Below are 13538 nucleotides of genomic sequence, written 5' to 3'. Positions count from 1 at the left end.
AGATGAAATTAACATAAAATAATCAAAGACTTCCACTTTTGTACTTTAAAAAAGCAGGAATTTTTTTCTTCAAAGAGAAGATAGTGTAATGGGATTTATGAATGGAGGATGATTGTATGGCTAATGAAACAGCTGTTAAGAAACTGCCGGCAAGAAGTGAGATTTCACCTGAAGATACCTGGCGTTTGGAGGATATTTTCCCTTCTGATGATGAGTGGAACAAGGAATATAGTGAGGTGCAGAAACTGATTCCTGATGCAGGAAAGTATCAGGGCAGGCTCGGGGAAAGTGCTGAAACATTATATACAGCGCTTCAGTTCCAGGATCATTTACTTTCGCGCCTTGGGAAGCTTTATACATATGCCCATATGCGTTATGACCAGGATACAACTAATTCATTTTATCAGGGAATGGATGATAAGATTAAAAACTTGTATTCTGAAGCTGCAAGTGCACTTGCCTATATTGTTCCTGAGCTGCTTGCTGAAGATGAAAAGAAGATTGAACGCTTTTTAACGGAAAAAAATGAGCTCCAATTATATAAACATTCACTTGAAGAAATTAATCTTCAAAGGCCTCATGTTTTATCAGCTGAACAGGAATCTTTGCTTGCACAAGCTTCCGAGGTGCTTGGGGCTTCCAGTAACACCTTTGGCATGCTGAATAATGCTGATTTGGAGTTTCCATCCATTAAAGATGAAAATGGAGAAGAGGTAGAAATTACTCATGGACGATTCATCCGTTTTCTCGAAAGTGATGATCAGCGTGTCAGACAGGATGCTTTCAAGGCAGTTTATAAGACTTATGGAAAGTTTCGCAATACATTTGCAAGCACATTAAGCGGAAACGTAAAAAAAGATAATTTCAATGCAAAGATCCGGAATTATGATTCGGCGCGCCATGCTGCCCTTTCCGCTAACAATATCCCTGAAAGTGTCTATGAAAATCTGGTTAATACCGTAAACGATAATCTGCATTTGCTGCATCGCTATGTCAAACTCCGCAAGAAGGTTCTTGGGGTTAAGGAGCTTCATATGTATGATCTTTATACTCCTTTAGTGAAGGAAGTTAAAATGGAGATCCCATATAATGAGGCAAAGGATCTGATTTTAAAAGGATTGAAGCCACTAGGCGATGACTATTTAAATATTCTAAAAGAAGGTTTTGAAAATAGGTGGGTGGATGTTCATGAGAATAAGGGCAAAAGAAGCGGTGCTTATTCTTCAGGTACATATGGCACCAACCCTTATATACTTATGAACTGGCAGGACAATGTGAACAACTTATTTACTCTGGCTCATGAATTTGGGCATTCTGTTCACAGCTATTACACAAGAAAATGTCAGCCATATCCTTATGGAAACTACTCAATTTTTGTTGCAGAGGTTGCCTCCACTTGTAATGAAGCCCTCTTAAATGATTATTTGCTAAAAACAATTGATGATGATAAGAAGCGGCTGTATCTCCTGAATCATTATCTTGAAGGCTTTAGAGGGACAGTTTTCCGCCAGACTATGTTTGCAGAGTTTGAACATCTCATTCATCAAAAGGCGCAAAACAATGAAGCTTTGACAGCGGATTCATTAACAAAAGAGTATTATGAACTTAATAAGAAGTATTTTGGGGAAGAAGACATCATAATTGATGAGGAAATCGGACTGGAATGGTCCAGAATCCCGCATTTCTACTATAATTATTATGTTTATCAATATGCTACAGGTTTCAGTGCTGCTACTGCATTAAGTAAGCAGATTCTTCAGGAAGGGCAGCCTGCAGTTGACAGATATATTGAATTTCTGAAATCCGGCAGCTCAGATTACCCTATTGAAGTCCTAAAGAAAGCTGGAGTTGATATGACGAGCAGCAAGCCGATTGAAGATGCCTGTAAAGTATTTGAAGAAAAACTTAATGAAATGGAAAGCTTGCTTTCTTAATGTAAAGGTGCCGGGCTAAATTGCCCGGCACCTTTTGTGATGGTTCAAAACCCTTTAAATCTCCTTCGGTCATTCAAATATAAACATAAGATCAGGATTGAAATAAATAGTATAGGTGAAGTAATGAAAAGGGGAATAAGCTTCATCAAGCCAAGAATATTTAAAATAAAGGAGAGCAAGATGAGCATCAGCATTAGAAATACAGGCAGCTTTTTCATATTGCAGCCTCCTCTTTGAGCCGCTTTATTTCTATTTTATGCGGTTGTCCAGAGTGTCATGACTTGATTTTGACAATATTGTGAATAAAAACACAAACTTATTGCTCTGTTCTTTTACCTCATGATATAGTACAGATGTTAAGTTGATCACATGCAAACATTTACCCCTTTTGTTTGGATGTGAGAATTTCTCCCATCCCCTTTGTTCGTAAAAAATAACCCCGAGAGAACCGTGCGAAAACTGCATGGTTTTTTCATGAAAAAAATAAAGCTGTGCAGCATGCACAGCTTTGATTAGCCTGAATATCTCCAGAAATTACCATATTTTGCAGGTACATATTCAGCGATTTGCTTAAGCTGAAGCTTTTTCATTTCCTTGTTCACTTCGCTGTCGGTCATATTGTATACGACAGCGATCTCCTTGCTGGCCACCAGCTTGAAATATTGTAAAAAATATTCCAGGGGGGGGAGAGGAGCACGTTCAGGTTTAGCAGGCAGCATTTCTTCCAAAATCTGTTCATATATTTCATAGGGATAATACCCTGTTACTTTGATGCCTTCATCTTCTATATTTTCATTGAAAAAGACGAGAGTGGGTATTTCTTGAACATCCATTTCAGAAGTTATTTTTAAATCGCATTGGAATGCTTTAGCTGCACTATCTGAGTGAATATCAGAAATAAATTCTACAACGTCAAGACCGACTTCCTTAGCACAATCCTTTAAAACTTCAAAATTTGACACATTCTGCTTTTCAAGAAATAAAACCTCCTGAAGCTTGCGCAAAAATTTGATGCCAGCTTTTCTCCCTTGTAATTCAGCCGCTTTAATGGCAACTGAAGCCAGATGAGGTGAAGAAATTGGATTTTCGAACCAAAGGTTTCCATCACATGACATTCCAGATCGGCTTGCTGTCTTTTCCCACAATTCAGCAATGTTTTCGTAGTTTTGTCTTTTCCCCATATTTAAAGTTGCAAGCCTGCCGCTTAATACATGCTTTATTGAAAAGTATCGGCCATATTCAATCAGGAGCTTTTTTAAGATTGGCTCCAGAGCCCAGCATTCAGGGCAAAGGGGGTCAACAAACATATAGACTTCTATGGGCTTTTTTTCACTGCCGTAGCAATGGGGTGATGTAAACTTGATTTCATTGGATTCTGGCATATTCACGGGTTATCACCTTTCACGCCGGCCTCAGGTGTATTGATCATATGCTGGGCAGTGAGCACAAGTCTGGAAAAAAAGTCTTCCCTCAATTGTCCATCGAGCCCGATCTCATCCATTGCTTCATTCATACATAAGAGCCAGGCCTTTGCCCGGGTTTCTGTTATAGGAAAAGGCATGTGCCGCGCACGGAGCATCGGATGTCCATGTTCTGATGTATATAATGGCGGCCCCCCTAAATACTGGGTCATAAATTGTTTTTGCTTTCTCGCTGTCTCTGTCAGGTCTTCTGGAAAAATAGGAACGAGATCAGGATGTTGTCCTACGCGCAGGTAAAAAGCGTCAATTAGCTGGTGAAGCTTTTCCTCACCGATAGCGTCGAAGGGAGTGTGCATTTTCTCGGCCATATTTAAAACTCCTTTTATGAGTTATCATTTGTAAAAATGTTTAATGTTAATTGCTGTGATCTCTTTATATTTTATCAATGAGGGGTTTATATCTCAAACAAATAGCTTACTTTCCGCTTTTACGTCTCCATCGCCAGCTTATTTATATAGTATGGATTAAGCCTGTCCTGTCAATCCGGAACATCTGCTGAAAAGGTACATGAAAAAACCGCCCAATAAGTCGGGCGGCAATAGATAGCTTAAGCCATAAACGATGTGGTAACTTTCTTTATGTAATTTAGGGTTTCTTTAAAAGGAGGGACCCCGCCGTATTTATCTACATTTCCCGGTCCGGCATTATAGGCTGCCAATGCCAGTTCTACATTATCCCCATATCTGTCCATCATTTGCCTTAAATATTTGACTCCTGCAAAAATATTCTCTGCAGGATCGAAGATATTTTTAACTCCAAGCCCCCTGGCTGTTTCGGGCATCAGCTGCATTAAGCCGGATGCACCTGCATGACTGACTGCATTCGGATTAAAGTTTGATTCCTGCTTAATGACTGACTTAATCAGGTTAACAGGTACATGAAACATTTCTGATGCTTTTTGAATAAGATCATCAAACTCACTTTTTGAGGATTCTGCGAACTTGGTTAGTTTAACAGGCGGGAGAGTGGCTGCCGAAAGAGAATCAGTTTGTAAAGCGATAATAAAAGGCTCCAAGGATGCAACTGCTCCAAGTCCGCCTGTGATTTGATTGGATGAACCGTTATTTTCCGAAACTAACCCTGAAAGCAGCTCATGAAACAGAGGGTTAGAATTGTTCGTTTGATTAGAGCTATTGAACCCCTGCAATGCCTGCAGCTCCATCATTAGTTTTAGCTGTTCTATGTTCATTGTATTGCTCCTTGGCAAAAGTCTGCTTTTATTAAGCCTTTTGCTGTCTGTATTTTTCGGTGTAAAACCTCTTAATTTTATTTTCGGTCTTTCTGACGGGAATGTTAAGCTGCTGAAGCAAATTATCGAAAGCCGATTTGCCTTCAACCCGATTATCCACTTCAAATTCAAGCTCATAATCTTCCTTATCTAAATAGAGGCTGTGGTCAAGAACAGCCAATCCTTTTTTATATTCCCTTTCAGCGCGTCTTGTGGTGAGAGTACCAAAGTATTGAAGTTTATCTGTCTTGATGCCAAGCTCTTCTACGGATTGTTTTAATTGTTCAACGGGAATGTTACCTGTCTGAATCATCATGGCAGCTTCAGACTCAGTAAGATTTTCATTGGTTTCCAGTAACCCATCAGGGTGGGGCTGTTTTAGTGTCAATTCAAATGAGCCACTTTTTTGCCTGATCCTTAATGCACTTCCCATTTTTTTTAATAAAAAATCAGGTGTATCGAAATAATGGTTCTCCTGTTCGATAAAATCTTCATTTCTTAATTTAAAAAAATTCTTTAAAGCAGTAAATTCATCTCTTGTGATCAAATTTTTAAATTCAATTTCAATATTTTTATTAGACAAGCCTGTACACCTCAGCAATAAGTAATTACCTGTATTATCTCCTTATTCCGTCTGGACATCAATCCTTTGAATATCTTTTTAGGCTTGTGATAAATTCATTCAGGAGAGTGGCTTACTGCCGCTGTAAAAAATGCAGCAGGGGTTTTACTGTCTATAAAAACTGCGATAGAATAAGTTATGACAATGGAGGTAGAAAAAATGAAACAGAAACTTACAGTTGTAAATGCAGAATGGATTGAAAATGAATTAATATTAGGAATAGAAACTGGAAAAGTCTCAGGGCTGACAGCCATGCAGCAAATATTGGCTGATTCCGACAATCTTTCATTTATTTACATAGCAGAGCAAAATGATGATTATACATATATTTCTCTTCCGGAAACAGTCTGGCCGGAATTAAAGAAGGCGCTTGATGGCCAGCTGCGGGTTTACGCTGCTGACAGTAATCATGATCGCATAGAGCTTTTAGGGTTTCATGAAGAATTAGGGGATTTATTAGAAAATATCCGTGGGAACAGCAATTACGGAAATGAAATGGTCGAAAAAGCAGAGAATGTATTCCAGCTGAATGTTTAAGCGGCATAATACTTGGCTATAGAGATAGGCTATGTATTTAACATAGAGAATATTGTTGATCTTCATGAACAAATAAGTGCCTGCCCAGCAGGTGCAGTAGGGTTGCTGTTTTTTTATTTCGGATATTTGGTGGTGTTGCAGGTGAAACATTGGGACTTATTTTTGGCGCCATATAAACAGGCGGTTGAAGAGCTTAAAATAAAGCTAAAAGGCATGAGAAGCCAATTTGAAATGGATTCTTCCCATTCTCCGATTGAATTTGTTACCGGGAGGGTAAAGCCTATTGCCAGCATTTTAGATAAGGCAAATCAAAAAGGCATACCACTCGACAGATTGGAATCGGAAATGCAGGATATAGCCGGTGTGAGAATGATGTGCCAGTTTGTTGATGATATTAAAAAAGTGGTTGAATTATTAAGACAAAGAAATGATTTTGAAATAGTTGAAGAAAGAGACTATATATCTCATAAAAAAGCAAGCGGTTACCGGTCTTACCATGTCGTGATCCGGTATCCTGTTCAGACAATCAAAGGAGAGAAGAAAATCCTTGCCGAGATACAGATCCGGACGCTTGCCATGAATTTCTGGGCCACGGTTGAACACTCCCTGAATTACAAATATAAGGGCCAATTCCCTGAAGATATTAAGATGAGGCTTCAGCGGGCGGCAGAAGCTGCTTTCAGGCTTGATGAAGAAATGTCTCTTATTCGCGGTGAAATACAGGATGCCCAGGCATTCTTTACAAGAAAAAAGGAAAAGCAGCAAAAGGGAGAAAACTAACAGTATAAAAAGAGGAGCTTGGATAAGATGAAATTTGCCATTACCTCAAAAGGAGATTCAAAATCAAATACACTCATGCACAAAATGAGAACCTATTTATTGGACTTCGAGCTTACATATGATGAAGAAGAGCCTGATATAGTCATATCGGTAGGCGGGGATGGCACTTTACTCTATGCCTTTCACCGATACAGCAGCCGCTTGGACAAGACCGCGTTTGTAGGCATACACACAGGTCACCTTGGCTTTTATGCTGACTGGGTGCCGGAGGAAATCGAAAAGCTTGTCATTGCAATTGCCAAAACCCCTTATCAGGTGATTGAATATCCGCTCCTGGAAGTGATTATCCGCTACCAGCATGGCGGGAAAGAAACCCGTTATCTTGCATTAAATGAATCTACGGTCAAGGCGGTAGAGGGTACCTTAGTTATGGATGTGGAAATACGCGGCCAGCATTTTGAGCGGTTCCGCGGAGATGGCCTGTGCGTTTCCACACCATCAGGAAGTACAGCTTATAATAAGGCGCTGGGAGGGGCTATTCTGCACCCTTCCTTGCCTGCCATCCAGCTGGCTGAAATGGCTTCCATTAATAATAAGGTATTCCGAACAGTGGGCTCCCCGCTTGTATTACCGGCCCATCATACATGCATGCTGAAGCCTGTGAATGAACCGGATTTTCAGATTACGATTGATCATTTGACGCTTCTTCATAAAGATGTAAAGTCAATACAATTCAGAGTGGCAGATGAGAAGATCCGTTTTGCCAGGTTCAGGCCATTTCCATTTTGGAAAAGGGTCCACGATTCTTTTGTTGCTGATTGAAGAAAGGTCACCAGCTGACAGAACAGGAGCCATAGCTCATGGAGCGTTTTGTATTACATTGGAAAATTACAGCCCGTCAGGCGGGCTTGTTAATCAGAGACTTTTTAAAAGACAATCATATTTCGAAAACTGCACTGACAGATATAAAATTCGCAGGCGGCTTCATTCGAGTGAATAGTCAGGAAGTCAATGTCCGATATGTGTTAAAGGAGGGGGATGACCTTCAGGTTGGATTCCCTGAAGAAGTTCCGAGTGAAGGCATGAAGGGGGAAAACTTGCCCCTGGATATTCGCTATGAAGATGATTATCTTCTTGTGGTAAATAAACCGGCAGGTGTGAGTTCCATTCCTTCCCGAGAACATCCTTCAGGAAGTCTGGCCAATGGGCTGATTGGATATTATCAGCGGATCGGCTTAAAGTCTGCAGCCCATATTGTGACACGTCTTGATAGAGATACATCAGGCCTGGTTCTGATTGCCAAACACAGGCATGTACATCATTTGTTCAGCTGGCAGCAGCGCTCACGAAAAATTCATCGCTTGTATGAAGCAATTGCAGAGGGTTCAATATGCCAGGATAAAGGAACAATAGAGCAGCCGATTGCCAGAAAAAAAGACAGTATAATTGAGCGGGAAGTCAGTGCGGAAGGCCAATATGCATGTACACATTATCAGGTCATCAGCCGGCATAATGAATTTACGCATGTAAAACTGAAACTTGATACCGGCAGAACTCATCAGATAAGAGTGCATTTGGCCTGGCTTGGTTACCCTCTTGCGGGTGACGAATTATATGGTGGAACAAGACTTTTCATCAAGAGGCAGGCACTGCACTGCTGCAGTCTTTCCTTCGAACATCCCTTCCTGGACAAAACCCTTGAATTTGAACAACAGCTTCCTGGAGACATGAATTGCCTTTTATAAAATGCCGGCCTTTGCCGGCCTTTTTTAGTTATACCATTCTGAATTTCTCTTCCACATAAGGCATGCGGGACTGGACAGATTGAAATTGCATTTCCGGATATCTAAGCGCGGTTAATTTATTGCCAAATACAGCACCAGTATCAATATTATAAGTGTTATTTACTATCCTAACTTCCTTAATGGGAGTATGGCCGTAGACGATTACGGAGTCACCCATATATTCCTTCGCCCAATCCCGTCTTACAGGTGTGCCGTCAGGATTTTCTTCTCCTGTAATATCACCATACAGTACAAAGGTTTTTACTTTTGACGAGTGTTTCCCAATATAGCTTTCTTTTATTCCAGCATGGGCGATTACCAGCTTGCCGTTATCGAGTACATGATATAAAGGTGCGTTTTCATATAGCTCCATAAATTTTTGTCTGACTTCCTCCTGTGAGCGGGAAGACAGCTTTTCATATTCAGCGACAGTCGTTTCAAGTCCGTGTGTAATTTGTACTTTATTTCCTAAAAAGAAGCGGTAGAGCTTATTGCAATGATTGCCTGGGACATAGTAACCCAAGTTGTTTACTGCAAGGTTATATACTGCTTCAATGACTGCAAGCGACTCCGGGCCTCTGTCAGTCAGGTCTCCCACAAAGGCCAGTTTTCTGCCGCTTGGATGGACAGGAAATCCTTTTTTCCAGCTATAGTCCAGTTTTAATGTAAGCTCTTTAAATTCAGCAAAGCAGCCATGGATATCACCGATAATATCTAGTCTCATTTTTAATGCTCCCTTTAAAGTTCTACTGTTATCATATCTATTTTCATAATATTTATCATATCGCATTATTTTTCAAGCAGGATATAAAGCTTTAACGATTTTAAAGTTCAAGAATGGGGAAATTAAATTTACAAAATGCTCAGAGACGACAAAAAAACAAAGTTTTGCTAGTATAGGGAAGTACATTTTCCTGTTATCCAACAGAGTATGGATGGCTAATGGAATGAGAGGAGGTTAATTAATTGGAAGGTCATACAGAGGAAAAATCAGCTTCCCACATCAATGCCAGTCTTTTAATCCAATCTTTACAAAATGAAGAAATTGATACCTTCAGGAATGAATTTCTTGATATGCACCCATATGATCAGGCTTCATTTTTTAAAGATCTGGATGAGGATATTCGTGCAAAAATTTATCTTTATCTATCTCCTGAAGAAATGGCAGCACTTTTTGAAAATCTGGAGATTGAAGAAGAAGATTATAAAGACGTACTTGCTGAGATGAGCCCCCATTATGCAGCAGATATGCTTTCAGAAATGTATGCCGATGATGCGGTTGATGTTTTAAATGAACTTGATAAAGATCAGGTTGTCAGCTATTTAACAATTATGGATGATGAATCGGCAAAAGAAATTAAGGATTTGCTTCATTACGAAGAATATACAGCAGGAAGTATTATGACAACAGAGTTTGTTTCACTTTCAGCCAATCAGACTGTTCGTTCTGCTATGTATATCTTAAAGAATGAAGCGCCAAGGGCAGAAACCATTTATTATGTATACGTTGTGAATGACGAAAAAAAGCTTATAGGCGTCATTTCATTAAGGGACTTAATAGTAAGTGACGATGATGTGATGATTTCGGAAATAACAAATGACAGAGTCGTTTCGGTTTCAGTGGGAGAAGATCAGGAAGAAGTTGCGAGAAAAATTAAGGACTATAACTTTCTGGCTGTTCCGGTTGTAGATTTTCAAAACCATTTGCTGGGCATTATCACCGTTGATGATGTCATGGATGTTATGGAAGAAGAAGCATCCGATGACTACTCTAAATTGGCTGCTGTTTCGGATATGGATCATATTGACCGGAATCCAATTTCCGCTGCGCGTAAACGGCTGCCCTGGCTTATCATTCTGCTGTTTTTGGGTATGTTAACTGCAAGCCTGATCGGCAGGTTTGAGGGCACTTTGAATAAGGTGGCCATACTGGCTGTATTCATTCCTCTTATTGCCGGGATGGCTGGTAATACCGGAACTCAGGCATTAGCTGTTGCTGTAAGGGGAATTGCGACAGGAGACCTGGAGAAAGAAAATAAATGGAAACTGGTGATTAGAGAAGCCGGTACTGGATTCATTAATGGAAGCATTTGCGGTATCCTGGTTACTTTCATTGTGTACTTCTGGAAAGGGAACTTCTTTCTGGGGGTTTTAGTTGGCATTTCAATTTTGTTTACATTAATCGTAGCGACCCTTGCCGGTGCGCTGATTCCTTTATTAATGCACAGGATGAAAATAGATCCGGCAGTAGCGTCAGGTCCATTTATTACTACCATCAACGATCTAATCAGTATTTTAATTTATTTTGGAATGGCGACATTATTTATGAGCTATTTAACAGGCTAAGGGGGTTATATTATGGAACATGGGGCATCGGTAGCATCGCTTGTCATCGTTATTCTAGCTGCTTTTATAACACCGATAATACTGCACCGTCTAAAGGTTAGTTTTATTCCCGTAGTGGTTGCTGAGATTCTTATTGGTTTAGTTATTGGTAAAAGCGGCTTTGATATTGTCCATGAGGATATGTGGCTGGAAACTCTTTCGACACTGGGATTCATATTTTTAATGTTCCTGAGCGGACTGGAGATTGACTTTACAGCTTTCTCTTCGGCAAAGAAGAGAGAAAAGCTTCCCAACGGTAAACTGGAACCAAATTCATTTGCGGTGTCATCAATTATTTTTGCAGGGATATTTTTTGTTTCATTAGGGCTTTCTTATTTATTTGTCTGGACAGGATTTATTGATAATGCCTTTTTAATGACTTTAATTATTTCAACCATATCTCTGGGAGTCGTGGTTCCGACACTCAAGGAAGCACATTTAATGAAAACAGTCATTGGCCAAATTATTCTATTAATCGCGGTTATTGCGGATTTGGCTACAATGATTCTTCTGGCTGTATTTGTTTCCTTAAATGATAAAGGGGGAGGAAATACATGGCTGCTTCTCATTTTATTTGGAGTAGGCGTATTGCTATACTTCCTGGGCAGAAGGTTTAAGAACCTTAATTTCCTAGAAGCGATGTCGACAGGGACTGTTCAGATTGGAACAAGAGCAGTATTTGCACTAATTATTTTCCTTGTGGCATTATCAGAAACAGTCGGGGCAGAGAATATATTAGGTGCATTCCTTGCCGGGGTTCTCGTGTCGCTGCTTGCTCCAAATCAGGAAATGATCCATAAGCTTGATTCTTTCGGATACGGCTTTCTTATCCCGATTTTCTTTGTAATGGTTGGGGTAGAGCTGGACGTATGGACTTTGTTTGGAGATCCGAAGATGCTTATGCTTATCCCATTGCTTCTGATTGCTCTTCTGCTGTCAAAGCTGATCCCGATTTATATTCTAAAGAAATGGTATGACATCAAAACAGTATTTGCCTCAGGCTTTCTGTTAACGTCAACTCTTTCTCTTGTTATTGCAGCAGCAACAATAGGTGAAAGAATGGGTGTTATAACTGCAGAAATGAGCGGTACATTGATCCTAGTTGCTGTCATCACAAGTATATTCACACCTGTTGTCTTTAAAAAGCTATTCCCTCAGGAAGCTGCCGAGGAGAAGAAGCTTAAAGTGGCATTTATTGGTGCTAACCAAATGACAATGCCGATCTATAATGAGCTTAAGTCATCCCTTTACGAGCCAGCTTTATATCATAAGAAGCAGGAAAAGGCGGAAAAGCAGATAGCTGACTCTCTGTTTGATATTATAGAAGTTGATGAATTTGATATGGAACATTTTGAAGGCACAGAGGTTTTTGATTCGGATATTGTTGTCATCTCAACAGGGGATGAAGAGACCAATGCTACACTTTCCATTGCTTTTAAAGATATGGGAGTGGAACGGGTCATTTGCCGAATGGAAAGCCCTGATATTGAAGAAACGCTTCGGGAGCATGACATTGAATTGTTTTCAACTATTCTTTCATCGAAGGCGCTCCTTCGTGCATTAATCGAGTCACCTAGTGTGGTGAACATCTTAACGAACCAGGAGACAGCTTTATATGAAATCCGATTAAAGAATGAGCAGTTCGAAGGCATGATGCTTCGGAGATTTCCGTTTACAGGGGATGTTATATTCGTCCGGATATTCAGGGGGAAAGATTCCATTGTTCCGCACGGAGATACTGAACTTCATGTAAATGACCGCTTGATTGTTACGGGATCTAAGGAATATGTTGATGAATTAAAACGGGAACTCGAATTTTGTGAATGGTGTTAGAGTCTGATTGCATATTCTTGCCGAAAAAACCCTACGATAACAATAGGATTTTTTCGGCTTTTCTTTTGAGCAGAATTGATGTACAATTAGCACTAGGTACTAATAACATGTAACAATAAATCAGGAGGATATATTATGACTCTTTCTTTAAATGGAAAAACATTCGTCGTAATGGGTGTAGCTAATAAAAGAAGCATTGCATGGGGAATTGCCAAATCCCTTCATGATGCTGGTGCGCGTTTAATCTTTACATATGCGGGCGAAAGACTGGAGAAAAGTGTACGTGAATTGGCTGAATCATTGGAGGATGCCCAATCATTGGTTCTTCCGTGTGATGTAACAAGCGATGAAGACATAGCGAAGTGTTTCAGCACAATTAAGGAGGAAGCCGGTGTAATTCATGGCATTGCCCATTGCATCGCCTTTGCCCATAAGGAAGAACTTCAGGGAGAATATATGAACACAACAAGAGATGGATTCCTGCTGGCTCATAATATCAGTTCTTATTCCCTGACGGCCATTGCAAAGGAAGCCAGGGGACTAATGACAGAAGGCGGAAGCATTGTGACTCTCACATACCTAGGCGGTGAAAAGGTTGTGAAAAATTATAATGTTATGGGTGTAGCAAAAGCCTCCCTTGATGCAAGCGTTAAATATTTGGCTAATGACCTTGGAAAGGATGGGATTAGGGTTAATTCTATTTCAGCCGGCCCAATCAGGACCCTTTCTGCTAAAGGCATAAGCGAATTTAATACGATCCTGAAGGAAATTGAGGAAAAAGCTCCGCTTCGCAAAACCACAACGCCTGAAGAAGTTGGAGATACTGCTCTGTTCTTATTCAGCAGCCTGTCCAGAGGAATAACGGGTGAAAATATTCATGTAGATTCCGGTTATCATATCCTTTAATGAAATTGTCCGCTCCAATGTGAGCGGGCTTTTTTATTTTCCTTAGAA

At 40.1% G+C, this 13538-nt stretch carries 13 protein-coding genes; 8 read left to right on the top strand and 5 right to left on the bottom strand.

Features of this window, described 5'->3' with window-relative positions:
- Positions 1-116: 116 nt before the first annotated feature.
- Complete coding sequence (gene pepF, locus NSQ49_RS05605) at positions 117-1934, top strand: oligoendopeptidase F (RefSeq protein WP_159868740.1); 1818 nt, start codon at positions 117-119, stop codon at positions 1932-1934.
- Positions 1935-2446: 512 nt separating this feature from the next.
- On the opposite strand, the gene NSQ49_RS05600 is transcribed toward pepF, so the two are convergent.
- From NSQ49_RS05600 to NSQ49_RS05585, 4 genes are all read right to left on the bottom strand, one after another.
- A complete protein-coding gene (locus tag NSQ49_RS05600; protein WP_159868875.1) occupies positions 2447-3316 on the bottom strand; it encodes a ClpXP adapter SpxH family protein in 870 nt (289 codons plus the stop codon).
- Positions 3317-3318: 2 nt separating this feature from the next.
- The gene (locus NSQ49_RS05595; protein WP_159868737.1) at positions 3319-3723 is read right to left on the bottom strand and encodes a globin domain-containing protein; all 405 of its coding nucleotides are present in this window, start codon (positions 3721-3723) and stop codon (positions 3319-3321) included.
- Between the two features lie 239 nt (positions 3724-3962).
- Positions 3963-4604 carry a lytic transglycosylase domain-containing protein gene (locus NSQ49_RS05590; RefSeq protein ID WP_159868734.1) on the bottom strand — a complete coding sequence of 214 codons (642 nt, stop codon included), beginning with the start codon at positions 4602-4604 and terminating at the stop codon, positions 3963-3965.
- Positions 4605-4635: 31 nt separating this feature from the next.
- Positions 4636-5226 (bottom strand): CYTH domain-containing protein, encoded by a 591-nt coding sequence (locus NSQ49_RS05585; protein ID WP_159868731.1) that lies wholly within the window; start codon positions 5224-5226, stop codon positions 4636-4638.
- 198 nt (positions 5227-5424) lie between these two features.
- Here NSQ49_RS05585 and NSQ49_RS05580 point away from each other — a divergent pair, with 198 nt between their 5' ends.
- The 4 genes from NSQ49_RS05580 (at position 5425) to NSQ49_RS05565 (ending at position 8327) form a co-directional block, all read left to right on the top strand.
- The gene (locus NSQ49_RS05580; protein ID WP_159868728.1) at positions 5425-5802 is read left to right on the top strand and encodes a UPF0738 family protein; all 378 of its coding nucleotides are present in this window, start codon (positions 5425-5427) and stop codon (positions 5800-5802) included.
- A gap of 141 nt (positions 5803-5943) precedes the next feature.
- Positions 5944-6582, top strand: coding sequence for a GTP pyrophosphokinase (locus NSQ49_RS05575; RefSeq protein WP_159868872.1), 639 nt, complete (start codon positions 5944-5946; stop codon positions 6580-6582).
- A 27-nt stretch (positions 6583-6609) separates the two neighbouring features.
- The gene (locus tag NSQ49_RS05570) at positions 6610-7404 is read left to right on the top strand and encodes an NAD kinase (protein ID WP_009331194.1); all 795 of its coding nucleotides are present in this window, start codon (positions 6610-6612) and stop codon (positions 7402-7404) included.
- 38 nt (positions 7405-7442) lie between these two features.
- On the top strand, positions 7443-8327 hold the full coding sequence (locus NSQ49_RS05565) for an RluA family pseudouridine synthase (RefSeq protein ID WP_251283072.1): 885 nt from the start codon (positions 7443-7445) through the stop codon (positions 8325-8327).
- A 28-nt stretch (positions 8328-8355) separates the two neighbouring features.
- Here the strand turns inward: NSQ49_RS05565 and prpE are convergent, their stop codons facing one another.
- Entirely contained in the window at positions 8356-9090 is a 735-nt protein-coding gene (prpE, locus tag NSQ49_RS05560) for a bis(5'-nucleosyl)-tetraphosphatase PrpE (RefSeq protein ID WP_251283073.1), read from the bottom strand.
- Positions 9091-9332: 242 nt separating this feature from the next.
- On the opposite strand from prpE, the gene mgtE reads away from it, so the two are divergent.
- From mgtE to fabI, 3 genes are all read left to right on the top strand, one after another.
- Positions 9333-10712 carry a magnesium transporter gene (mgtE, locus tag NSQ49_RS05555; protein ID WP_159868719.1) on the top strand — a complete coding sequence of 460 codons (1380 nt, stop codon included), beginning with the start codon at positions 9333-9335 and terminating at the stop codon, positions 10710-10712.
- 12 nt (positions 10713-10724) lie between these two features.
- Positions 10725-12584: a monovalent cation:proton antiporter family protein gene (locus NSQ49_RS05550; RefSeq protein ID WP_251283074.1), complete on the top strand. Its 1860-nt coding sequence runs from the start codon at positions 10725-10727 to the stop codon at positions 12582-12584.
- A 135-nt stretch (positions 12585-12719) separates the two neighbouring features.
- Positions 12720-13490 carry an enoyl-ACP reductase FabI gene (gene fabI / locus NSQ49_RS05545; RefSeq protein ID WP_159868713.1) on the top strand — a complete coding sequence of 257 codons (771 nt, stop codon included), beginning with the start codon at positions 12720-12722 and terminating at the stop codon, positions 13488-13490.
- Positions 13491-13538: the final 48 nt, after the last annotated feature.

Source organism: Cytobacillus sp. FSL R5-0377, from assembly GCF_038004385.1.
Classification (GTDB): Bacteria; Bacillota; Bacilli; order Bacillales; family Cytobacillaceae; genus Cytobacillus.
This window is presented reverse-complemented; position numbering and strand designations above follow the sequence as displayed.

Excerpts from the sequence above, each read along its gene's own strand:
- pepF (WP_159868740.1), top strand. The coding sequence starts at position 117 with ATGGCTAATGAAACAGCTGTTAAGAAACTGCCGGCAAGAAGTGAGATT.
- NSQ49_RS05600 (WP_159868875.1), bottom strand. The coding sequence starts at position 3,316 with ATGCCAGAATCCAATGAAATCAAGTTTACATCACCCCATTGCTACGGC.
- NSQ49_RS05595 (WP_159868737.1), bottom strand. The coding sequence starts at position 3,723 with ATGGCCGAGAAAATGCACACTCCCTTCGACGCTATCGGTGAGGAAAAG.
- NSQ49_RS05590 (WP_159868734.1), bottom strand. The coding sequence starts at position 4,604 with ATGAACATAGAACAGCTAAAACTAATGATGGAGCTGCAGGCATTGCAG.
- NSQ49_RS05580 (WP_159868728.1), top strand. The coding sequence starts at position 5,425 with ATGAAACAGAAACTTACAGTTGTAAATGCAGAATGGATTGAAAATGAA.
- NSQ49_RS05570 (WP_009331194.1), top strand. The coding sequence starts at position 6,610 with ATGAAATTTGCCATTACCTCAAAAGGAGATTCAAAATCAAATACACTC.
- NSQ49_RS05565 (WP_251283072.1), top strand. The coding sequence starts at position 7,443 with ATGGAGCGTTTTGTATTACATTGGAAAATTACAGCCCGTCAGGCGGGC.
- prpE (WP_251283073.1), bottom strand. The coding sequence starts at position 9,090 with ATGAGACTAGATATTATCGGTGATATCCATGGCTGCTTTGCTGAATTT.
- NSQ49_RS05550 (WP_251283074.1), top strand. The coding sequence starts at position 10,725 with ATGGAACATGGGGCATCGGTAGCATCGCTTGTCATCGTTATTCTAGCT.
- fabI (WP_159868713.1), top strand. The coding sequence starts at position 12,720 with ATGACTCTTTCTTTAAATGGAAAAACATTCGTCGTAATGGGTGTAGCT.